The sequence below is a fragment of the Pseudomonas syringae KCTC 12500 genome (assembly GCF_000507185.2).
GTDB lineage: Bacteria > Pseudomonadota > Gammaproteobacteria > Pseudomonadales > Pseudomonadaceae > Aquipseudomonas > Aquipseudomonas syringae.
The window spans coordinates 814443-833719 of record NZ_AYTM02000002.1 but is presented as its reverse complement, the minus strand read 5'-3'; the positions used below and the strand labels follow the sequence as shown (position 1 = coordinate 833719).

The 19277-nt window shown below is 58.7% G+C and carries 24 protein-coding genes; 16 read left to right on the top strand and 8 right to left on the bottom strand.

The window, feature by feature from the left end; all coding sequences use genetic code 11:
• Window positions 1-11 precede the first annotated feature (11 nt).
• The 3 genes from V476_RS04190 (at window position 12) to V476_RS04180 (ending at window position 3051) form a co-directional block, all read left to right on the top strand.
• Window positions 12-911 carry a LysR family transcriptional regulator gene (locus tag V476_RS04190; RefSeq protein ID WP_024961144.1) on the top strand — a complete coding sequence of 300 codons (900 nt, stop codon included), beginning with the start codon at window positions 12-14 and terminating at the stop codon, window positions 909-911.
• 315 nt (window positions 912-1226) lie between these two features.
• Window positions 1227-2564: a DEAD/DEAH box helicase gene (locus tag V476_RS04185; RefSeq protein WP_024961143.1), complete on the top strand. Its 1338-nt coding sequence runs from the start codon at window positions 1227-1229 to the stop codon at window positions 2562-2564.
• Window positions 2565-2748: 184 nt separating this feature from the next.
• Window positions 2749-3051: a hypothetical protein gene (locus V476_RS04180; protein ID WP_024664873.1), complete on the top strand. Its 303-nt coding sequence runs from the start codon at window positions 2749-2751 to the stop codon at window positions 3049-3051.
• A gap of 106 nt (window positions 3052-3157) precedes the next feature.
• Here the strand turns inward: V476_RS04180 and V476_RS04175 are convergent, their stop codons facing one another.
• From V476_RS04175 to V476_RS04160, 4 genes are all read right to left on the bottom strand, one after another.
• A complete protein-coding gene (locus V476_RS04175; RefSeq protein ID WP_003425465.1) occupies window positions 3158-4021 on the bottom strand; it encodes a DUF6279 family lipoprotein in 864 nt (287 codons plus the stop codon).
• 69 nt (window positions 4022-4090) lie between these two features.
• Window positions 4091-4819, bottom strand: a complete 729-nt coding sequence (locus tag V476_RS04170; RefSeq protein WP_003314494.1) for a TorF family putative porin — start codon at window positions 4817-4819, stop codon at window positions 4091-4093.
• 144 nt (window positions 4820-4963) lie between these two features.
• Complete coding sequence (locus V476_RS04165; RefSeq protein ID WP_003314495.1) at window positions 4964-5476, bottom strand: hypothetical protein; 513 nt, start codon at window positions 5474-5476, stop codon at window positions 4964-4966.
• 167 nt (window positions 5477-5643) lie between these two features.
• Entirely contained in the window at window positions 5644-5832 is a 189-nt protein-coding gene (locus tag V476_RS04160; protein ID WP_002554403.1) for a hypothetical protein, read from the bottom strand.
• 306 nt (window positions 5833-6138) lie between these two features.
• Here V476_RS04160 and V476_RS04155 point away from each other — a divergent pair, with 306 nt between their 5' ends.
• Window positions 6139-6975 (top strand): CvfB family protein, encoded by an 837-nt coding sequence (locus V476_RS04155; protein ID WP_024961142.1) that lies wholly within the window; start codon window positions 6139-6141, stop codon window positions 6973-6975.
• A gap of 69 nt (window positions 6976-7044) precedes the next feature.
• Here V476_RS04155 and V476_RS04150 read toward each other — a convergent pair whose 3' ends face one another.
• Entirely contained in the window at window positions 7045-7677 is a 633-nt protein-coding gene (locus V476_RS04150; protein ID WP_024961141.1) for a DsbA family oxidoreductase, read from the bottom strand.
• Between the two features lie 144 nt (window positions 7678-7821).
• Here V476_RS04150 and V476_RS04145 point away from each other — a divergent pair, with 144 nt between their 5' ends.
• On the top strand, window positions 7822-8223 hold the full coding sequence (locus tag V476_RS04145; RefSeq protein WP_024961140.1) for a DUF2177 family protein: 402 nt from the start codon (window positions 7822-7824) through the stop codon (window positions 8221-8223).
• An 89-nt stretch (window positions 8224-8312) separates the two neighbouring features.
• Here V476_RS04145 and V476_RS04140 read toward each other — a convergent pair whose 3' ends face one another.
• Window positions 8313-8693 carry a hypothetical protein gene (locus V476_RS04140; protein WP_003314501.1) on the bottom strand — a complete coding sequence of 127 codons (381 nt, stop codon included), beginning with the start codon at window positions 8691-8693 and terminating at the stop codon, window positions 8313-8315.
• A 220-nt stretch (window positions 8694-8913) separates the two neighbouring features.
• Here V476_RS04140 and V476_RS04135 point away from each other — a divergent pair, with 220 nt between their 5' ends.
• The 3 genes from V476_RS04135 (at window position 8914) to def (ending at window position 10886) form a co-directional block, all read left to right on the top strand.
• Complete coding sequence (locus V476_RS04135) at window positions 8914-9105, top strand: CsbD family protein (protein ID WP_003314503.1); 192 nt, start codon at window positions 8914-8916, stop codon at window positions 9103-9105.
• A gap of 225 nt (window positions 9106-9330) precedes the next feature.
• Complete coding sequence (locus tag V476_RS04130; RefSeq protein WP_024961139.1) at window positions 9331-10296, top strand: YihY/virulence factor BrkB family protein; 966 nt, start codon at window positions 9331-9333, stop codon at window positions 10294-10296.
• A gap of 50 nt (window positions 10297-10346) precedes the next feature.
• Window positions 10347-10886 carry a peptide deformylase gene (gene def / locus V476_RS04125; protein WP_003314505.1) on the top strand — a complete coding sequence of 180 codons (540 nt, stop codon included), beginning with the start codon at window positions 10347-10349 and terminating at the stop codon, window positions 10884-10886.
• Window positions 10887-10910: 24 nt separating this feature from the next.
• Here def and V476_RS04120 read toward each other — a convergent pair whose 3' ends face one another.
• Window positions 10911-11321: a GNAT family N-acetyltransferase gene (locus tag V476_RS04120; protein WP_024961138.1), complete on the bottom strand. Its 411-nt coding sequence runs from the start codon at window positions 11319-11321 to the stop codon at window positions 10911-10913.
• A gap of 120 nt (window positions 11322-11441) precedes the next feature.
• On the opposite strand from V476_RS04120, the gene V476_RS04115 reads away from it, so the two are divergent.
• The 8 genes from V476_RS04115 (at window position 11442) to V476_RS04080 (ending at window position 18854) form a co-directional block, all read left to right on the top strand.
• Window positions 11442-12455, top strand: coding sequence for an ABC transporter substrate-binding protein (locus tag V476_RS04115; protein ID WP_024961137.1), 1014 nt, complete (start codon window positions 11442-11444; stop codon window positions 12453-12455).
• Between the two features lie 133 nt (window positions 12456-12588).
• Window positions 12589-13089, top strand: a complete 501-nt coding sequence (locus V476_RS04110; protein ID WP_004416660.1) for a hypothetical protein — start codon at window positions 12589-12591, stop codon at window positions 13087-13089.
• A 31-nt stretch (window positions 13090-13120) separates the two neighbouring features.
• Window positions 13121-13558, top strand: coding sequence for a nucleoside deaminase (locus V476_RS04105; protein WP_003393272.1), 438 nt, complete (start codon window positions 13121-13123; stop codon window positions 13556-13558).
• A gap of 209 nt (window positions 13559-13767) precedes the next feature.
• Complete coding sequence (locus V476_RS04100; protein WP_024961136.1) at window positions 13768-14589, top strand: alpha/beta fold hydrolase; 822 nt, start codon at window positions 13768-13770, stop codon at window positions 14587-14589.
• Window positions 14579-15766: a PAS domain-containing sensor histidine kinase gene (locus V476_RS04095; protein ID WP_024649932.1), complete on the top strand. Its 1188-nt coding sequence runs from the start codon at window positions 14579-14581 to the stop codon at window positions 15764-15766. Before V476_RS04100 ends, V476_RS04095 begins: the two co-directional genes overlap by 11 nt.
• A 113-nt stretch (window positions 15767-15879) precedes the next feature.
• Window positions 15880-17064, top strand: coding sequence for a GAF domain-containing sensor histidine kinase (locus V476_RS04090; protein WP_024961135.1), 1185 nt, complete (start codon window positions 15880-15882; stop codon window positions 17062-17064).
• Between the two features lie 250 nt (window positions 17065-17314).
• The gene (locus tag V476_RS04085; protein ID WP_024961134.1) at window positions 17315-17635 is read left to right on the top strand and encodes a hypothetical protein; all 321 of its coding nucleotides are present in this window, start codon (window positions 17315-17317) and stop codon (window positions 17633-17635) included.
• A 55-nt stretch (window positions 17636-17690) separates the two neighbouring features.
• On the top strand, window positions 17691-18854 hold the full coding sequence (locus V476_RS04080) for a PQQ-dependent sugar dehydrogenase (RefSeq protein ID WP_024961133.1): 1164 nt from the start codon (window positions 17691-17693) through the stop codon (window positions 18852-18854).
• A gap of 93 nt (window positions 18855-18947) precedes the next feature.
• Here V476_RS04080 and V476_RS04075 read toward each other — a convergent pair whose 3' ends face one another.
• Complete coding sequence (locus V476_RS04075; RefSeq protein WP_024961132.1) at window positions 18948-19256, bottom strand: PepSY domain-containing protein; 309 nt, start codon at window positions 19254-19256, stop codon at window positions 18948-18950.
• Window positions 19257-19277 lie beyond the last annotated feature (21 nt).

The following is a 19277-nucleotide window of genomic DNA, read 5'->3' as shown; positions in this document are numbered from 1 at the left end:
TTGGTATGTGCATGAACAATACCTTGCGGCGTATCGACCTCAATCTGCTGGTCACGCTGGATGCATTGCTCTCGGAGCAGAACGTGACCCGCGCGGCGCATCGGCTGAACCTGACCCAGCCCACCGTCAGCCTGCAATTGGGCAGGCTGAGGCAGGTGCTGGAGGATCCCTTGCTGTTGCCGGGACCGCGGGGCATGACCCCGACCGCGCGGGCTGAAGAGCTGCGCGAACCACTCCGTCAGGCACTTGCAGCGCTGGAGTCTGCGTTACTGCCCGGCCGGGATTTCGATCCGGCAACGGCCGATCACACCTGGCGTGTGGCTGCCAGCGACTACGCGACCATCGCATTGATATGGCCGTCGCTCGGCAGGCTGCGCAGCAGTGCTCCGGGTACGCGCCTGGCTCTGTTGAACAAGCACCCTGTCAGCCTGGCCGCGGATCTTGAAAGCGGTCGGCTGGATCTGGCGTTGCACACCCGCGAGGAGGCGCCGCCCAAGCTGCGCCAGCGGTCGTTGATTCATGAGCATTACGTGCTTGCTGCCCGGCATGATCATCCGGACCTTGCGCGACCAGTATCGTTGACACGTTTCTGTGAGCTGGAGCATGCGGTCATGTCTCCCAACGGCGGCGGCTTTGCCGGAAGCACCGACCAGGCCTTGGCGGCGCTGGGTTTAAGTCGGCGGGTCGTGTTGTCGGCACCGCATTTCGGCTCGCTGGTGTCTGCATTGACCAGCAGCGACCTGGTTGCAGTGGTGCCTGAACGGCTGGTGCGCAATCAGCCGATGCTCGTGGTTCAGGAACCACCGCTTTCGATTCCCGGGTTTGAAATGCTCATGCTGTGGCCAGAGCGTTTGCACCGCGATCCGGCTCATATCTGGCTGCGAGAACTGATGGTCTCGGCCATTGATTAAGCCGTGTCAGCGACCGGACTTGACCCGTCGACTGGCTGCCGCCGTGCATGCGACTCAGAGTTTTGCGGTGTTCGAGCATGGCTTTCATGCGTGTGGCGAGGGTAAAAATAACGTCGATGAAACCACCTTGGACTTTGTCTTGATGCTGGATGCGCAGCCCCGTGACGGCGCTCTATGGTTTTGCAACGTTTCGAATGACCGTTATCCGCCCGTTGGTAAACAAAATCGGCCTTTGGTGGTAAAGAAACTCGGCCCCGGCGCTCGAAACCGTTACGCTATGCAGCTGTATTTTTGTTTTTCGTCGAGGTAGCACCCGTGTTTTCCGAATTCGCCCTGCACGAACGCCTGCTCAAAGCTGTGGCCGAGCTTAAATTTGTCGAGCCTACGCCCGTGCAGGCGGCCGCCATTCCGCTCGCACTGCAAGGGCGCGACCTGCGGGTGACTGCGCAAACCGGTAGCGGCAAGACCGCCGCATTTGTGCTGCCGATCCTCAACCGTCTGATCGGCCCGGCCAAGGTTCGCGTCGACATCCGTGCGGTGATCCTGCTGCCGACCCGTGAGCTGGCTCAGCAGACGCTCAAGGAAGTCGAGCGCTTTTCGCAGTTCACTTTCGTCAAGGCCGGGTTGATCACCGGTGGCGAGGACTTCAAGGTTCAGGCCGCCATGCTGCGCAAGGTGCCGGACATTCTGATCGGCACGCCGGGTCGTCTGCTGGAGCAGTTGAACGCAGGCAATCTGGACCTCAAGCACGTTGAAGTGCTGGTACTGGACGAAGCCGACCGCATGCTGGACATGGGCTTCTCCGAAGACGTCGAGCGTCTGGCCGGCGAATGTGCCGGTCGTGAGCAGACCATGCTGTTCTCGGCAACCACCGGCGGCGCTGGCCTGCGGGAAATGATCGGCAAGGTGCTCAAGGATCCACAGCACCTGCAAGTCAACAGCGTCAGCGAGCTGGCTTCCGGCACACGCCACCAGATCATCACTGCTGACCACAACGTGCACAAAGAGCAGGTTCTCAACTGGCTGCTGGCCAACGAGACTTACCAGAAAGCCATTATCTTCACCAACACCAAGGCCATGGCCGACCGTCTGTATGGCCGCCTGGTGGCGCTGGAATACAAGGCGTTCGTGCTGCACGGCGACAAGGACCAGAAGGACCGCAAGGCGGCCATCGACCGTCTCAAGCAAGGCGGCGCGAAAATCATGGTCGCCACCGATGTGGCGGCTCGCGGCCTTGATGTCGAAGGTCTGGACATGGTGATCAACTTCGACATGCCACGCAGCGGCGATGACTACGTCCACCGCGTCGGGCGTACCGGCCGCGCAGGCAGCGACGGTCTGGCGATCTCGCTGATCTGTCATGGCGACTGGAACCTGATGTCGAGCGTGGAGCGCTACCTCAAGCAGAGCTTCGAGCGTCGCGTTATCAAGGAAGTCAAAGGCACCTACGGCGGGCCGAAGAAGGTCAAGGCCTCCGGCAAGGCGGTAGGCGTCAAGAAGAAAAAGACCGACGCGAAGGGCGACAAGAAGAAAGTCGCGGCCAAAGGGCCGACCAAACGCAAGGCGGTCAACCGTCCCAAGTCTGACCTGGTCAGCCAGGACGGCATGGCCCCGCTGAAAAAACGCAGCACCCCGGCCCCGGCTGCCGAGTGATTGCCGTGATCGCTCCCGTGCATTCGGGAGCGATCAACCTCTTTAAAGTACTGACAACGCCTCGCTACACCGCCCGCCAGCTTCTCTGAACCGTCATACGCCTCGCAGGTCACACCCTTTGAGTCGCATGCCCGTGGCTGGAGGTCATGGGTGATCATTCCATGCTGGACGGAGGTTTAGAGAAATGACTTACAACTGGGATCTTATCGAGCGTTTGTTGCACGATGTGCAGAACAACGGCACCGCCTCGACATCCACTGAATTCGAGACGCTGCTCAATCGCAGCTACATCGAACCGCGCCCTCGCGAGGAAGGCGGAGGTGGCTCGACGTACATGCTGACAAAGCGCGGCGCGAGCCTGCTGGCTTTGATCGACAGCAGCATTCCGGGGAATGACCACCCACGTCAGGTGCTCAATGAGCAGGTCGGCGACCCCCTTGACCCCGCGCTCTTCGACACCATCGCCAAAAAGCCCCAGATCGCCTAACACCGCCGACCCCGCGCATGCCGATTCCGGGCAGGACGCAGAGCGTCCGGAACGGCATACCCACCCGGAGCATGGGTGCGATAGCTGTGGTGAGAGGGCTATCGGACTACTTCTGCGACTTCAGGCAATCGAGGTCGGTGAAGTCTTTGCGCATGTCGGCGATGCGGCTCAGCAATTTGGCGCGTTGTTCCGGGGTGCTCAGGGCGGTGATGTCGACGATCAGCGATATCGCGGCTTTCTCGGTCTGGTCGTAGGCCTTGCGGTATTCAGGGGTCCAGAACGTTTCGCGGTCCTGCAGTAGTGCGGCGATGCGTTGCGGAAAGTCGCTGGCCTGCCGCTGCTGCACGGTGGCCAGGAACAGGTTTTGCCAACGCGTACGGTTTTCAATCCAGGCCTTGTTCTGTTCGCCCAGCGATGCAGACCAGGCCTGAATGCGGTCTTTCTGCGCCTGATTGAGCTTGCCGACCCACGGCGTCACGCGTTTCTGCATACGGTCGGCACGTTCTGCGATCTGGCGTTCCAGTGGCTGGTCGAGGTATTTGTTTTCGCGCTTGCGCTGATCCTTGGCGAACGACTCCTGCATCTCCTGCACCTGCTTGTCATCAAAGCGCGACAGCAACTCCACCGCAGACGGGGTGATTTCCTTCGAGATCTTGGCAATCGCCTCTTTGGCTTCGCTGGTACGAGCCTGCAGCCCTTCGTACGTCACCTGGTCGGTCTTGACCATGTCTTCGAGCTTGTCCAGCCAGGTCAGGTATTCCGGCAGCTGGGTGCTGCAGTGCCAGCTCAAATGTTGCTTGAGGCGCACGTCCAGCCAGCCTTTCTGTTCCGAATTCATGTCCAGGTAGTCGCTGAGCGTCCACGGAATGATCACGTCGAGGTTGCGATACGCCAGTCCTACCTGATTGCATCCTGCGAGCAGTGCAACGGTCATCAACAGCGTGACGAATGCTTTGAATAAAGACTGCATGACATCTCCTTGGCGTACTGACGTGCGGTAGAGGAGTGTAGCGTCTGGCAGTTCAACCGGTTTGGGCCTTTAAAAGAATGAACGCACCGCTTTGAGGGTAAACGTCCCGTCACAGCGTGCGTTGTGGCCGCTGTAAACGCTGCAATCGCCGCCGCTCAGGCTGGAGCCGCTGTAGATGAGGTTCATGTCGATGCCCAGCCAGGGGCGTGACAGGTTCAGCGACCAGTCGTTGAAGCCGTTGATCAACCCGCCGTCGGCTGCGGACTGCGGGGTATCGAACTGGTGATTGGCGTACTGCATGCGCACCCCGACGCCGAGTTGCTCGATGGCGCCCAGATCGACGAATACCGTGCTGTCGCGGGTACCGACATCGTTGCTGAAGGCCGCACCGATCCGGCTGTCACGCATGCGCAGACCGGCATAGAACTCGTGGCTGTCGATCTGGCTGGTGTCGGGGTAACTGTAACGAATCATCCCCAGCTCGTAGCCAAGGGTGTTATCGAAGGGCTTCTTGAAGCCCATGTAGGAATCGAGCTCCATCGCGGTATCGGAGGCCAGGCCCACGTTGGGCGCCCACTGCCCGAAGTAGAAACCGCTCTCGTGAGTCAGGTCCATGCCGCCGTGAAAGGAGCCGGAGCCGCCGGTGGGCGTTACCAGACCCTGGGCCATGCTGCGCGTAGGCGTGGTGGCGAGTTTCAGGTCGAAGTCGCCCAGATCCCGCTCCAGAACCTGGGCAGAGACGGACTGACAAACAAGCATGGCGCTGAAAGACAGCACGTGTAAGCGATGGCTGAGCATGGCTCACTCCTTGATCTGCGAGGAGTGTGGTCAGGGATGGCGTATCGAAAATGGCTCAGGAGCCGACACATGCCGCGAGCTAGAGCCTCGCAAGCATACCGTCGAAATGAGCAGAGGGCGGACCGTTCGTCGATCCGTTGTGTGTCAGTTGGCCGCAGTGGTGCGCGCAGAGGGGATGATCAGACCGCGAATCACCACCAGCGCCTGCTCGAACGACGGGTAGCCGCTCTTGGCGACGTCCAGTTGGGCGTATTCAGCCTGGTAACGTTCGGCAAGCTTTGGATCGCTGACGCTCAATTGCTGGGAGAGCAGGGCGATGGCCAGGGGATGCTTGTGTTTCGCAGCGGTTTGCAGCAAATCGATAATCTGCTTTGGGTCGGCCTGCTGGCGAATCAGCAACACGGCCTGATAGAACTCGGCTTCGCCCGACGCGTCGTCAAGTGCGGCGCGGCGCAGCATGGCTTCGGCCAGCTCATAGTTTTCGCGGTTGTCTTCGCTGATCAGCAGTTTGGCCTGCAGCATGTCGTTCTGATACAGCAGGTGCTCCGCCCGGCAAGGGCTGTCGGTGAGCTGACTGTCGTTGGGGCCATTTTCGCAGTGGTGCGACGCGCAGCCGCCAAGGTAGACAAGTGCACCGAAAAGCATCCAGTTCTTCATTCGAGCATTCCACAAAGAAGATAACGTCCAGAGCGTGATCCAGCTCGTGGTCATAGTGATATCAGAGGAGAGAGTAGCAGCGTGGCCGGAAGAATATCCAGCGAAGGATGGTCAATCTAGCGCCTTGAGTGTCAAGGCGCGTAGAGATCGACAGGCAGGACGCGGTTTTACTTTTTACCGAGATTGATCTGCTTGGAAGGTGCGAAGGTCTGGCCACTCACGCCTTTGGCAATTTGCTGGATTTCACCGCCGGACTTCAGGAAAGCTGCAATCTGCGCGTTGATCGAGTCGCTCGTTTCAACGGCTGGGGCGGGTTTGGCTTTCGAGTGGGATGCTTTGATACGCATGGCTGCCATTTACCTTCATAAACGTAATACGGCCAGCCAGAGTACAGGAAACGCTTGATTATTGCTTGGTGAATATGGCATTCGCCCGAGCCGGGCCTGTAATCGGTGGCTGGCCGGATTTCCTATAAATGGTGCTAACCGACTGTTTTCAGATATAAATTTTCGATGAGGCGCTGCGCCGCCGCCCAGCAAGACCGATCAATGGGTAACCGGGAAACTGACGAGTGGAGGCTGCATCGCCACCTTCGGCCACGCAACGCGAACCGGGACTCAAAGTCGGGTAGAATGCCGCCCACGTAATGAGGGTATCTGGAAATGGCTTTAATCGGGCGCTACAACAGCTTGCAAATCGTCAAGCACACGAACTTCGGTCTGTATCTGGACGGTGCGCAGGATGGTGAAATCCTTCTGCCCAATCGGTACATCCCCAAGGACGTTCCTACGGAAGATGAAGACTGGCTCAATGTGTTCGTCTATCTGGACAGCGAAGACAAGCTGCTCGCCACCACTGAAAAGCCCAAGGTGCAGGTCGGTGAGTTCGCCAGCCTGAAGGTGGTTGAAGTCAACAGCATCGGTGTGTTCCTCGACTGGGGCCTGCCCAAGGACCTGTTGCTGCCGTACTCCGAAGAGAAGCGCACGCTGCAGGCCGGTGATTACTGCGTGGTTCACGTCTACCTCGACAAGCACACACGGCGCATCACCGCCACTGCGCGTCTGGACCGCTACCTGGATAAAACTCCCGCCAATTACAGCGTGGGGCAGGAAGTCGATTTGCTGGTCGCCGAAGCGACCGACATGGGCTTCAAGGCGATCATCAACAACAAGCACTGGGGCCTGATTCACAAGAACGAAGTGTTCAAGTTCATGCGCGCCGGCAAGCAGGAAAAAGGCTACATCAAGGAAATTCGCAGCGACGGCAATATCAGCCTGAGCCTGCAGCCCGTCGGTGCAGAGGCCGCAAGCAGCCTGAATTCGAAGATTCTTGCCAAGCTGCGCGAGAACGACGGCACGCTGCCGGTCAGCGATAAAAGTGATCCGCAGGTCATCAGCGGCCTGTTTGGCGTCAGCAAGGGCAACTTCAAAAAGGCCATTGGTGCGTTGTACAAGCAGGGCCAGATCGTGATTTACGCCGACCGTATCGAGCTGGTCTGATACGGCATCGCAGCCTGGGTGCCCTTGAGTTAATCGATGTGAGCTGCAATCGACGCAGCTTGCGGCACCTCAGGCCCAGGTGGCGAGCGCGTCTATTTCCTGGCTCAGGCGCTCGAACGGCAAGGTGCCGTTGAATACCCGGGCGTCTTCCAGTGCCTCGCCACTGCGTCGCAGCAGCAGGACCGGCACCGCTCTGAGTCCAAGCTTTTGCGCCAATTGCTGGTCGTCCATCACGGCCTTTTCGAAATGACCGGCGTTGAGTGCCTGCTCCATCGCTTGCCGATCCAGTCCGGTGGTGGCGGCCAGCTCGAGCAACGTGTGCGTCTCGCCGATATCCAGCCCCTTTTCGAAGAAAGCCCGATAAGCCTCTTTGTGGAAGGCTTCAAAACTTCCTGCGTTCCTGGAAAACGCCGCGGCTTCCAGCACCTTGCGGCTGCGCGGCTGAACGCTGGGCATCTTCATTGTCACCTGACGCCTGTCGGCCATCGGCAGCACTGAGCGAGACCAGGTTTCACGCAGATAATCGGCACTCGGGTCGAGCAGTGCCAGCGGATCAGGGCGCAGTTCAAAGGCATGCCAATTGAATTCGAGCCGTTCACCGTAGGTTTGCTGAAGCTGTTCCAGGACGGCCAGTTGCAGGTAGCAGAAGGGGCAGACGTAGTCGCTCCAGACATCTATTTTCAGGGGACCAACAGTGTTCATGTGCTTGAAACTCCATAACGCTCGTTAACACTGACTCCCTTAACCTTTTAAAAGTCCTGAAGTTGGATGGATCAATGTCTACCTTTGGTCGGTCATACCCTCAAGCGGGCTTTCCCGGCCCTGAAACTTCATCAAGGACGCGCCATGAAAAGAATACTGATCGCTTACTTCGGCACATTGCTGGCGTTTCTGATCCTCGACGGACTGTGGCTGGGCGTGTTGATGGGGCCGACCTACCGTGAATGGCTCGGACCGCTGATGCTCGATACGCCCGTATTAGGACCTGCCGTCGCGTTTTATCTGCTGTATGGGGCGGGGGTGGTGTTTTTCGGCGTCATGCCTGCGCTCAGAGCGCAACGACTGAGCCATGCGACATTGTGCAGCGGTCTGCTGGGGCTGATTGCCTATGGCACCTATGACCTGACCAACTGGGCCACCTTGCAGGGCTGGCCGGGGCAGCTGGCGCTGGTGGATCATGCGTGGGGCACGATTGTGTCGGCGCTGGCCGGTACGGCGGGCTATCTGGCGGTACGTCGATTTGCGTGAAGCAGTGGGCGGGGTGGGCGTTGCCGGTTCGCAACGTTCACCCCGCACAGTACGGGAACGCAGCAACTGATTTGCCGCCGCGTTGACAGCTACTTCTGCAGGAAACTGGCAAAACTCAGGTTGCTGCCCTTGGGGCGCATGTCCTTGAGGAAAGAGTCCTTGTCGGCGCTCAGCTCCAGGCTGACGGTCGGCTTGCGCTTGTCGGCATTGCGCACTTCAAGGCCTTCCATGTGATCGCGCATGAAGACCGTGGTCACTTTCAAATGCAGCAACTGGTCGGTTTCAGGCGTGTGCAGCAGCAGGTGCAGCCACTCGTACTGACCTACTTGCAGGCGCGGGACAGGCAGGTCGAACCACCAGATGTTTCTTTTGTGGTCCAGCACGGCGAAATGCGTGTTGTTGACGCCCAGCACTGCACCACCCAGATCCTGGTTTCTGCGTGCGATGGCCAGCTTTTTATCGAGTTTCATAACGTTCCTGTGAATCGGTGTGTTCAGCGTGTCGGCCCTGCCGGACAACGGTGGCGCGCATTCTCGCACAAACTCTGCCGCAAACCTGCCCCAATGCACGGCAGATGAGCGGCAACAGGGCCCCGAAAATAGTTGAAACTCTTTGCCTCCCACACAGGTCAATCTTTCGTCGAGTACGACATCCGATTCCAGTGCGGTCTTCAGACCCAGGAGATTTTCGATGAGCAGCACCAGCGATAAAGCCAAAGGTATGGCCAACGAAGCAGTTGGTAACGTCAAGCAGGCTGTTGGCAAGGCTACCGACAATGACAAGCTGCAGGCTGAAGGCAAGGTACAAGAGCTGAAAGGCGAAGGCCAGCAGGCCGTAGGCAAGGTCAAGGACGCGATCAAGAAGGGCGTTGACAAGGCTTGAGTCGATTGTTTCCGGCGCGTTGGCGCCGGGAGCGGGCATTACCGATAACGGTCATCCACGGATGGCCGTTATGCTTTCTGCTCTGCGGGACTGAAACCTTTCATGGCCTGTCCAGTCAATGTGCCATCGGTATTCGTGTGTGGCTCTGTCAGCGCGATATGGCACCTACGGCATGCCGGTTTTCAGGATGTAAGGTTTTCCAGTAAGGGAGCGAGAGGAAGCGCCATGATTTTCCCCCATTTGCGTAAATTGAAAGTCGGCAAGGTGCTGGTGAGAACCGTCAACGAGTTCCTCGATGACGAGATGTCCACCTATGCATCGGCACTGGCTTACCAGATGCTGTTTTCTCTGTTTCCGTTCCTGCTGTTTCTGATCGCGCTGATCGGTTTCTTGCATCTGCCGGACTTTTTCTCCTGGTTGCGATTGCAATCGGAGTTCCTCTTGCCGCCGCAGGCGCTCGAGCAGGTCAACCCGGTCATCGACCAGTTGCAGCAGTCCAAGGGTGGCTTGCTGTCGATCGGTATCGTCATCGCGCTTTGGACCGCGTCAGCGGGCGTGCGCCTGATGATGAGCGCCATGAACGCTGCGTACGACGTCGTCGAAGGGCGTCCTATCTGGAAGCGTCTGCCGCTGTCGATTCTCTACACCGTAGGCATTGCCGGCATGTTGCTGGCGGCGGCCGCCTTCATGGTGCTCGGGCCGCAGGTCATGAACTGGATTGCCGCGCAGATCGGCATGGAAGACTTCATCGTCACACTGTGGACCATCCTGCGCTGGCCCGCGATCATCATTCTGCTGATGGTCGCTGTGGCACTGATCTATTACGTGATGCCTGACGTCAAACAGGAGTTTCGCTTCATCACCCCAGGCTCGGTGCTGGCCGTGGTGGTGTGGATCTTTGCTTCCCTGGCCTTCGGTTTTTACGTCAAGACCTTTGCCGACTACAACGCCATGTACGGCAGCATCGGCGCGATCATCGTGCTGCTGCTGTATTTCTACATCTCGGCGGCGGTGCTGTTGCTGGGGGCGGAAATGAATGCGGTGATCGAGCACATGTCCGCTGAAGGCAAGGACGCAGGCGAGAAGGAAGCCGGTGACGGCGGGGAAGAAAGCAGCGAGACAGACAAGCAGCATGTCTCCGGTCTGGGCCGCGACCACTCAGTGCCGCTGCAGAAGGCTGACGAAGCCTGATCGATTTCTGTGGCAAGATCGCTTTTTAAGTCGGCAAGAGACAGGCAGTCATGATCCACAAAATCCTGAAGATGGGCGATGAGCGCTTGTTGCGCATCGCCCCTCCGGTGCCCGCAGAGATGTTCGGCAGCAGCGAGCTCGATACGCTGATTGCTGACATGTTCGAAACCATGCACAGCGTCGGCGGTGTTGGCTTGGCGGCACCGCAGATCGGCATTGACCTGCAACTGGTGATTTTCGGTTTCGAGCGCAACGAGCGCTATCCCCAGGCCGAGGCGGTCCCGCAGACGATCCTCATCAACCCGCTGATTACCCCGCTGAGCCCGACGCTGGAAGAGGGCTGGGAAGGGTGTCTGTCAGTGCCCGGATTGCGCGGCATGGTGGACCGTTATCAGAGCATTCGTTACGAAGGCTTCGATCCTCAAGGCCAGCCCATCGAGCGTGTTGCCCATGGCTTTCACGCGCGGGTCGTTCAGCATGAATGCGACCACCTGATCGGTCGGCTTTACCCGTCGCGTATCACCGATTTCAGCAAATTCGGCTTCATGGACGTGATGTTTCCGGACATGGACCCCAACGCCGACGAGTGATCGTCGTGTGGCACAGCGAAGCCGTCAGGCTTCGCGGCACAGTGCGATCAGCGGCTTGCTGCGGCTGTAACGCATGAATCTTTCGCCCAGAGCCTGTGGCAGACGCTGTGCCGTCTCGAACCCTGAGCGCTGGTAGAAGCCCAGCAGATCAGGATGGCAGAACAGCCACACCGGCCCGCCCAGAGGTTGCAATGCCGCTTCGATCAGGCCCCGCGCCACTGCTTGTCCACGCAGCGCCGGCGCCACGAACAGCCCGGTCAGCCAATGCCCCTCTGCAACAGGCGTCAAGCACAACGCGCCGATGATTTCTGCCTGCTTTGCAACCCATGCCTGGCCTTGGCTGGCAGCGCGCATTGACGACTGGTGCTCGCGGTAGAACTTGCCCAGCAATGGGCGACATTCATCAGGTAGCGGGTAGAACTGGATTTCGGACATCGCGGCTGCGCTTGAAATAGGAGCCTTGCATCATACAGAGGCTCAAGCCGTGACAACTAATCGGCGCAGGCTGGTGTCGATACTTTCAGACCCGTTTCTTCCGCGCCATTTGAGGTGAGCATGAAATCAATAACACGACTACTGGGCTGTTCACTTCTGGCGCTGGGCCTACTGGGGCAGACCGCGACAGCGGCTGAAAAAACCAAGCCTATCCAGTTTGGCGCGCTGACCTGGGAAAGCGGCAGCCTGATCACTGAAGTCCTGCGTACCATTGTCGAGAAGGGCTATGGCTACCCGACCGATACCCTGCCAGGCAGTACGGTCAGCCTGGAAACCGCGCTGGCGAAAAATGACATTCAGGTGATCGCCGAAGAGTGGACCGGACGCAGTCCGGTGTGGGTCAAGGCTGAAGAGGAAGGCAAGGTGCTCGGCCTGGGCAACATCGTCAAAGATGCGACCGAAGGCTGGTGGGTGCCCGAGTACGTGATCAAGGGCGACGCCGCCAAAGGTATCAAGCCGCTGGCGCCTGACCTGAAGTCTGTCGCGGACCTGGCGCGCTACAAGGACGTCTTCAAAGACCCGGAATCGCCGGACAAGGGCCGATTCCTCAACAGCCCGAGCGGCTGGACCTCGGAAATCGTCAACACCCAGAAACTCAAGGCTTATGGCCTGGCCGACAGTTTCGTCAATTTCCGCACCGGCTCGGGCGCAGCACTGGACGCCGAGGTCGCATCGTCCATCCGGCTCGGCAAGCCGGTGTTGTTTTACTACTGGTCACCTACGCCCCTGTTGGGCAAGTACAAGCTGATTAAACTGGACGAGCCCGCCTTTGACGCTGAAGCCTGGAAAACCCTGACCGACGCCAGCAACCCCAACCCGCGCGGCACGTCTTCGCTGGCGGCAACGCTGTCGATCGGCGTATCGGCAGAGTTCAGCAAGCAATACCCTGAGCTGGTGAGTGTCTTCAAGGGCGTGGATTTCCCGATTGACCTGCTGAACAAGACCCTGGGCGAAATGAGTGACAAGCATGAGGATGCCAAGGTCGTGGCTGCACGTTTTCTCAAGCAGCATCCCGACGTCTGGAAAGCCTGGGTGCCTGCCGATGTGGCGGAACGGGTCAGCAGCGGTCTTTGATTATCGCCCTGCTGAATGACACGCGGCGCATAGCTGATAACGGCATCGATGACCGGTATGCGACGCGCCGAGTGGTAAAGCCCCGCCGAGCTGATAAGTTCAGGTTTGGGTCAATCGATGCTCGGGAGGCGTCATGACTGATCACGCTCGGGGCTCGCGCGGTACTTGGCAGACCTGCCTGGCATTGCTTGCCTGTCTGTGCCTGGACGCGATGCATCCGGCCAGCGCCGAAGAGGCCGACGACATGGCGCTGGCCCTGGTGGAACAACGAAACCTGGGCGAAGGCCTTGCCTGGCTGGGCTATCAGGTCGCCTCGCGCACGGCGACGTTTGCCGGTATCGTGCAGGCTGTCGGCAAGACTGAAGCGCAGGAACTGGTACAGAAGGAATTGCAGCGCCTCAAGCCGGAATATCAGGCGCAGTGGGACCGCAATCTGGCAGCCGCTTATGCTCATGCCTTTACCGCCGAGGAATTGCGTTCGCTCAATCAGGGGGCGGACTCGCCTGCATTAGGGAACAGATTCAGGTCGAGAAACACCCAGGTCAGCGTCGATATGAAAGCCCGATCATCGGAGCTGCTGGGACAATTTGTCAGTCGTGCGCTGAGCAATGCCGAGGCAGCACTGCGACGCTGACAGCTATTTTGACGAGACGAGGCAAAAAAACATGGACGCATTCATGCAGGCAGCATTCGATGAGGCGCAACTCGGGCTGAAGGAAGGCGGAATCCCTATCGGCTCGGTCATCGTCCACGGCGGCAAAATCATCGGTCGAGGCCACAACCGTCGTGTACAAGAGGGCAGTGCGACGAAGCATGGCGAGATGGATGCGCTGGAAAATGCCGGTCGCCAGCCTGCCAGTGTCTACCGTGACTCGGTCCTCTACACCACGCTGTCGCCTTGTGCGATGTGCAGCGGTGCGATCCTGCTCTACGGGATTCGCAAAGTGATCATCGGTGAGAATGAGTCCTTCATGGGCGAGGAAGAACTGCTGCGCTCGCGTGGCGTGCAGATCGACGTGCTGGACAACCCTGAGTGCACACACATGATGAAAGACTTTATCGCCAGCAAGCCCGAACTGTGGAACGAAGACATCGGCGAGTGAATCCCGCGTCTTGTCAGCCCCACGCTCCGCGCTCATCGTAAATCTGACTGCTCATCGTGCCAATGCTCCGCATTGGCATGCAGTTCGTGACGCTCCTGCCTTAAAGTGCGGTTTGTGCCACTAATGTGCCTTTAACGGTGATAATCTCCTCCCATCTTTATCACGGTATACATACCCAGCCGTTTACCTGGCCATTTTTGGAGCCCGACATGTCGGTCCAGCAGCGCAACAACGTCAATATTTCAGGCGACGGACCGATTACTCTGATTTTCGCTCATGGATTCGGCTGCGATCAGAACATGTGGCGTTTTATGGCGCCGCACTTCGCAGCGCGCTTCAAGGTCGTGCTGTTCGACCTGGTGGGCAACGGCAATTCTGATGTGTCGGCCTGGTATCCGCACAAGTATTCGTCGCTCAAGGGCTATGCAACTGACTTGTTGCAAGTGGTCAACGAGTTCGCCGCAGAGGGGCCGGTGGTGCACGTCGGTCATTCGGTCAGTTGCATGATTGCCGTGCTGGCCGAGCTTCAGTCGCCCGGCCGGTTCGACGGTCACATCATGATTGGTCCATCCCCGCACTACCTCAACGAGGAAGATTACATGGGGGGATTCACTCGCGCCGATGTGGATTCGTTGCTTGAGACGCTGGAAAGCAATTACCTTGGCTGGTCGAGCACCATGGCGCCCGCACTCATGGGCGCCTCGGACCGGCCTGAACTGAGCGAAGAACTCGCCAACAGTTTTTGTCGCACCAATGCCGAGATCGCCAGACAGTTTGCCCGCGTGACGTTTTTATCCGACCATCGTGCCGATGTCGCGCAACTCAAGAGCAGAACACTCATTCTGCAAAGCAGCGACGATATGGTGGTGCCAGTCGAAGTGGGTGAATATTTGCACCGCGTCATTACCGACAGCACCCTGCGCATGATCGACAACGTAGGGCATTACCCACACATGAGCGCAGCCCAGGAATGCATTACTGCGATGAATCAGTTTCTGGCCTTTTACGAGAGCGCCGCACATGACCGTTGAACAGGTGAGTCTGCCTGTTACGGAAGATCTTTACGAGCATGCGCCCTGTGGTCTGTTGATCACGTTGCCCAACGGCACTATCGAGCGCGCCAACCTGACGTTTTGCCGATGGCTGGGGCTGGAGCGCGACGCTGTTGTGGGCCGCCGCTTTCAGGAACTGCTGAGTCTGGCAGGCAAGGCCTTTCTGCAGACTCACTGGGCGCCCACGCTGCTGGCACAAGGTTCAATTGCCGAGGTCAAGGTCGAGCTGATTCATGCCGATGGCCGCCCCATTCCGATGATGCTCAATGCCGTACGCCGCGAGTACCCGTCGGGGTATCTGCATGAAGTGGCCGTGTTCCTGGCCGAAGAGCGCAACAAGTACGAGCGCGAACTGCTGGCTGCCCGCAAGATCGCCGAAGAGCTCCTGCAACAGCAGATGACCGTGCAGAGCGAGCTGACCTCGGCGCGCAATCGCTTGCGTCTGGCGCATGCCGAGGCGGAGATCCGGGCTATTTTTGCCGAACAGATGATTGGCATCGTCAGCCACGACCTGCGCAACCCGCTGGCCGCGATCAAGATGGCTGCCGGGCTGCTGGAGCGCACGCCGCTGGAGTCGCGGCAGGAACGGATTCTGGGACACATCAATCATTCCACCGACCGCGCCGATCGCATGATTGTCGATCTGCTGGATTTCACTCACGCCCGGGTCGGCAGTGGGATTACCGTCGTTCCTCAGCCTATCGACTTTCACGCAGTCGTCGCCCGGGGCGTCGAAGAGCTGCGCCAGGTTTTCCCGGATCGGGTGCTGACCCATCGCAGCGAAGGGCAGGGCGCGTGTTCGGCTGATCCTGACCGCCTGCTGCAGATGCTTGGCAATCTGGTCAGCAATGCCATCAATTACGGCACCGACGACGGCGAGGTTTTGATTACGTCGTCGTTCGACACCTGGATGATCAAGCTGTCGGTGCACAACGTGGGTGAACCGATACCCATGGAGAAGGTAGACGACCTGTACGAGCCCGTCGTACGCGTGGTCAGCGACAGTGACGAGACGCGCACCGTCGGGCTCGGGCTGTTTATCGTGCGCGAGATCGTTCGAGCCCATCTGGGCGATGTGACGGTTCGTTCTTCGGCTGAAGAGGGCACGACCTTCACCGTGGCGTTTCCGCGTCCCCCGGCGAAAACCGAGGTTTGATCAGGTTTCATGCAGATTGACGATCAACCCGTGTTATTCACGGGTGCAGAAAAATCGTTACAGTTCTAAACTTACGAGCTGCGTCATCACATCAAGGCTCATACAGGTTCTACATGCGGCGATCCCTTTCAAATGATGTGGCCACGATCAGTCGGATCAGTGCGGTGCCGGCCATCCTGCAAGTTATTGCCGAATCCACCGGGTTGGGTTTCGCCGCCGTGGCGCGTGTAACCGAAACCACCTGGACGGCCTGTGCGGTCCTGGACAAGCTCGATTTCGGTTTGAAACCCGGCGGCGAGCTGGAGCTGAGCAGCACCATCTGCCACGAGATTCGCAGCTCCCACAAGGCTGTGGTGATTGATCATGTTGCTGAAGATCCGTTGTTCTGTGCGCATGACACACCACGTCTGTACAGCTTCCAGAGCTATATCTCGGTGCCGATCTTTCTTTCCGATGGCTCCTTTTTCGGCACCATCTGTGCGCTGGATCCCAAGCCGGCGAAGCTGATCGGTACGCCCATCGAGGCCATGATGGTGTCGTTCGCACGTCTTCTGGCGCTGCAGATCGAGGCCGAGGAAAACCTGCAACAGGCGCGTGAAGACCTGCTCGCCGAACGTGAGGTGGCTGAGCTGCGCGAGCAGTTTATCGCCGTCCTGGGGCACGACCTGCGCAACCCGCTGTTTGCCATCAATGCCAGCGCCGAATTGCTGCTGCGCCGTCCGCTGGATGAAAAGGCCGAGCAGATCGTGTACCACATCCTGACCTCTGGCCAGCGCGCCTCGCAGCTGGTCGATGACGTGCTCGATTTTGCCCGTGGCCGCATGGGTCATGGCATTCCTCTCAGTATCCATGAGGCGCCCGGCCTGGATAAAACCCTGGAACATGTGATTTCAGAGGTGCAGCGTGTTCACCCGTCGCGGCCGATTCACTCGAACATAGGCGCGCTGGAGCGTATCCGCTGCGATCACGAGCGAATCGCGCAATTGCTTTCCAACCTGGTGTCCAACGCGATCAGCCATGGTGATGCCGAGAGCCCGGTCGAAGTGACGGCAGGCGTGCATGGCGAGGTATTTGTGCTCAGCGTTACCAATCAGGGAGAGCCGATACCTGAATCGGTTCGTGCGCAACTGTTCCTGCCGTACTCGAGACCCATCACCGACGAGCCGCAAGCCGGGCTCGGACTGGGGTTGTACATCGCCAGCGAGATAGCCATCGCTCATGGGGGTACGCTCGAGGTGTGCTCGACGCGAGAGCAGGGCACGGTCTTTACCTTCAGCATGCCGTTGAAGTCTGCGTAGGCACCCTGAGCCAGCTTGTGCGTTTTGAGCGCACCGGCTGTCTGCAGTGTGGCTTTTGTTATCCGCAAAACCTTGGGCTGCAGGCCGTTGCGTCGTTCGGCTGCGACAGCCCTGACCATCCTTGTTACAAACTCTCCCAGCGCTTTGCTTGCTCATTGGCAGTGTCGCGTCGAACCTGAGGCCCGGGTTGCCATCAAAGGCCTGAGCCTTCACGGTTACTCCGAAGTTTTCACTTTGCCCAGAGGTAGTGATGAACAGTTTTGTGCGCAATCTTGTCGGCGGCGTGCTTGTTGCGTCATGCAGCATCGGTGCGATCCAGGCGCAGACGCTGCCAAACAGCACCCTCAACAACGGTGCCAGCAGCAACCCCTATAACAGCCCGATTCACCGTGCCAACCCCAACAGCCGCCAAGGCACCGAGTCCAGCGTGCCCCCGTCTCGTGGCCCCAACATTGCGCCGCCGGTGCGCAAGCCCACTCTGGAAAACGGTGGCATCGGCAACGGCTATCCTACGCGCCAGAACACGCCACGCCCTTCTACACCGACAACCGACCCCAAGCGCGGCAACTGAATTTTCAAACCGGCGAACCCGTGTGGACGTCGACTCAATGCATAAGGAAACGCTCATGCTTAGAAAAACCCTGATCGCGACATTGTGTACTGCAGCCATTCTGAGCCTGCCACTGACGGCCAGCGCCGCTACGGAGTCCTACAAAAGCGAACTGGGCACCGTCACGGTGACGCCCGTTGTCGAAGGTCTGGACCATCCGTGGGGGCTGGCCTTTCTGCCTGACAAGCAAGGCATGCTGGTGACAGAGCGTTCCGGCAACCTGCGCGTGGTGTCGGCGGATGGCAAATTATCTGCACCGCTTTCCGGGGTGCCCCAAGTCTGGGCGCAGAAGCAGGGCGGTCTGCTCGATGTCGTGCTGTCTCCGGACTTCGCCAAGGACCGCATGGTCTATCTGACCTACTCCGAGGGCAGCGGCAAGACTGCCGCCGACGGTGATACCGCCGGCACTGCCGCTGGGCGTGGTCGCCTGTCCAAAGACATGACCCGTCTGGAAGACTTCGAAGTTATCTTCCGCCAGGAACCGAAACTGTCGGTGGGCAACCACTTCGGCGCGCGGATGGTCTTCGATCGCGACGGTTACCTGTTCATCGCGCTGGGCGAAAACAACCAGCGCCCCACTGCGCAGGATCTGGACAAGTTGCAGGGCAAGATCGTGCGCATCTACCCGGACGGCAGCGTACCGAAAGACAATCCGTTCGTGGGCCAGAAGGGCGTACGCCCCGAGATATGGTCCTATGGCCATCGCAATCAGCAGGGCGCCGCGCTGGATCCCTGGACCGGGACGTTGTGGACCAACGAGCATGGTCCCAAGGGCGGTGATGAGCTGAATATCATCGAGCGTGGCGCGAATTATGGCTGGCCGATCGCGACCCACGGTATCGACTACTCGGGTCAGCCGATTCCGGAGTCCAAGGGCAAGGTTGTCGAAGGAACCAAAATTCCGTTCCAGGTCTGGGAAGTGTCGCCGGGCCTCAGTGGCATGGCGTTCTATGACCACAGCCTTTTCAAGGCATGGGATCACAGTGTATTCATCGGTGCGCTGGCCACTGAAGAGTTGATCAGGCTGCAGTTCGAGAATGACAAAATCGTTCATGAAGAGCGTCTGTTGAAAGACATGAAACAGCGCATACGGGATGTTCGTCAGGGACCGGATGGTTACTTGTATCTGTTGACCGACGACGATAAGGGCAGTCTGCTGAAAGTGGGCTTGGCTCAGTAATAAACTGTTAATCGCTTGAAAAAGAAAATTCCCACAATATTGTGGGAATTTTCTTATGAGTTGCTTGCGGTGGTAACCATTAAAGCAATCGGATCAAGTATCCTTTTTGTCACTTACCACTTCGCCTGTCTTGGCATCAACGTCGTAGTTCCACTCCACACCCTTGGCGTCTTTCAGTTCGATCTGATAGATCAGGCGGCCAGTGCCGTCTTTTTCCAGCTCGGTATCGCGGACCGTGAAGCCCTGGTGCTTGGCAACGGCATTGTTGTTGAACTGTTCGAAGTCACCCAACGCCTGAGACTTGTACAGGCGGATCACTTCATCGGGACCAACGTCAGCCTGAGCGGCACCTGCAACAGCAGTGAGGGCAACAGCGGCGAAAACGGCAGGCATAAGTTTCATGGGGTATTCCTTTCTGATTGA

What these genes read in the sequence shown, in the direction of transcription:
- V476_RS04090 (WP_024961135.1), top strand. Translation starts at nt 15,880, where the DNA reads ATGCGGCGATCCCTTTCAAATGATGTGGCCACGATCAGTCGGATCAGT.
- V476_RS04095 (WP_024649932.1), top strand. Translation starts at nt 14,579, where the DNA reads ATGACCGTTGAACAGGTGAGTCTGCCTGTTACGGAAGATCTTTACGAG.
- V476_RS04180 (WP_024664873.1), top strand. Translation starts at nt 2,749, where the DNA reads ATGACTTACAACTGGGATCTTATCGAGCGTTTGTTGCACGATGTGCAG.
- V476_RS04190 (WP_024961144.1), top strand. Translation starts at nt 12, where the DNA reads ATGAACAATACCTTGCGGCGTATCGACCTCAATCTGCTGGTCACGCTG.
- V476_RS04130 (WP_024961139.1), top strand. Translation starts at nt 9,331, where the DNA reads ATGATTTTCCCCCATTTGCGTAAATTGAAAGTCGGCAAGGTGCTGGTG.
- V476_RS04165 (WP_003314495.1), bottom strand. Translation starts at nt 5,476, where the DNA reads ATGAAGAACTGGATGCTTTTCGGTGCACTTGTCTACCTTGGCGGCTGC.
- V476_RS04175 (WP_003425465.1), bottom strand. Translation starts at nt 4,021, where the DNA reads ATGCAGTCTTTATTCAAAGCATTCGTCACGCTGTTGATGACCGTTGCA.
- V476_RS04160 (WP_002554403.1), bottom strand. Translation starts at nt 5,832, where the DNA reads ATGGCAGCCATGCGTATCAAAGCATCCCACTCGAAAGCCAAACCCGCC.
- V476_RS04100 (WP_024961136.1), top strand. Translation starts at nt 13,768, where the DNA reads ATGTCGGTCCAGCAGCGCAACAACGTCAATATTTCAGGCGACGGACCG.
- def (WP_003314505.1), top strand. Translation starts at nt 10,347, where the DNA reads ATGATCCACAAAATCCTGAAGATGGGCGATGAGCGCTTGTTGCGCATC.
- V476_RS04155 (WP_024961142.1), top strand. Translation starts at nt 6,139, where the DNA reads ATGGCTTTAATCGGGCGCTACAACAGCTTGCAAATCGTCAAGCACACG.
- V476_RS04085 (WP_024961134.1), top strand. Translation starts at nt 17,315, where the DNA reads ATGAACAGTTTTGTGCGCAATCTTGTCGGCGGCGTGCTTGTTGCGTCA.
- V476_RS04080 (WP_024961133.1), top strand. Translation starts at nt 17,691, where the DNA reads ATGCTTAGAAAAACCCTGATCGCGACATTGTGTACTGCAGCCATTCTG.
- V476_RS04120 (WP_024961138.1), bottom strand. Translation starts at nt 11,321, where the DNA reads ATGTCCGAAATCCAGTTCTACCCGCTACCTGATGAATGTCGCCCATTG.
- V476_RS04140 (WP_003314501.1), bottom strand. Translation starts at nt 8,693, where the DNA reads ATGAAACTCGATAAAAAGCTGGCCATCGCACGCAGAAACCAGGATCTG.
- V476_RS04145 (WP_024961140.1), top strand. Translation starts at nt 7,822, where the DNA reads ATGAAAAGAATACTGATCGCTTACTTCGGCACATTGCTGGCGTTTCTG.
- V476_RS04105 (WP_003393272.1), top strand. Translation starts at nt 13,121, where the DNA reads ATGGACGCATTCATGCAGGCAGCATTCGATGAGGCGCAACTCGGGCTG.
- V476_RS04115 (WP_024961137.1), top strand. Translation starts at nt 11,442, where the DNA reads ATGAAATCAATAACACGACTACTGGGCTGTTCACTTCTGGCGCTGGGC.
- V476_RS04075 (WP_024961132.1), bottom strand. Translation starts at nt 19,256, where the DNA reads ATGAAACTTATGCCTGCCGTTTTCGCCGCTGTTGCCCTCACTGCTGTT.
- V476_RS04110 (WP_004416660.1), top strand. Translation starts at nt 12,589, where the DNA reads ATGACTGATCACGCTCGGGGCTCGCGCGGTACTTGGCAGACCTGCCTG.
- V476_RS04135 (WP_003314503.1), top strand. Translation starts at nt 8,914, where the DNA reads ATGAGCAGCACCAGCGATAAAGCCAAAGGTATGGCCAACGAAGCAGTT.
- V476_RS04150 (WP_024961141.1), bottom strand. Translation starts at nt 7,677, where the DNA reads ATGAACACTGTTGGTCCCCTGAAAATAGATGTCTGGAGCGACTACGTC.
- V476_RS04170 (WP_003314494.1), bottom strand. Translation starts at nt 4,819, where the DNA reads ATGCTCAGCCATCGCTTACACGTGCTGTCTTTCAGCGCCATGCTTGTT.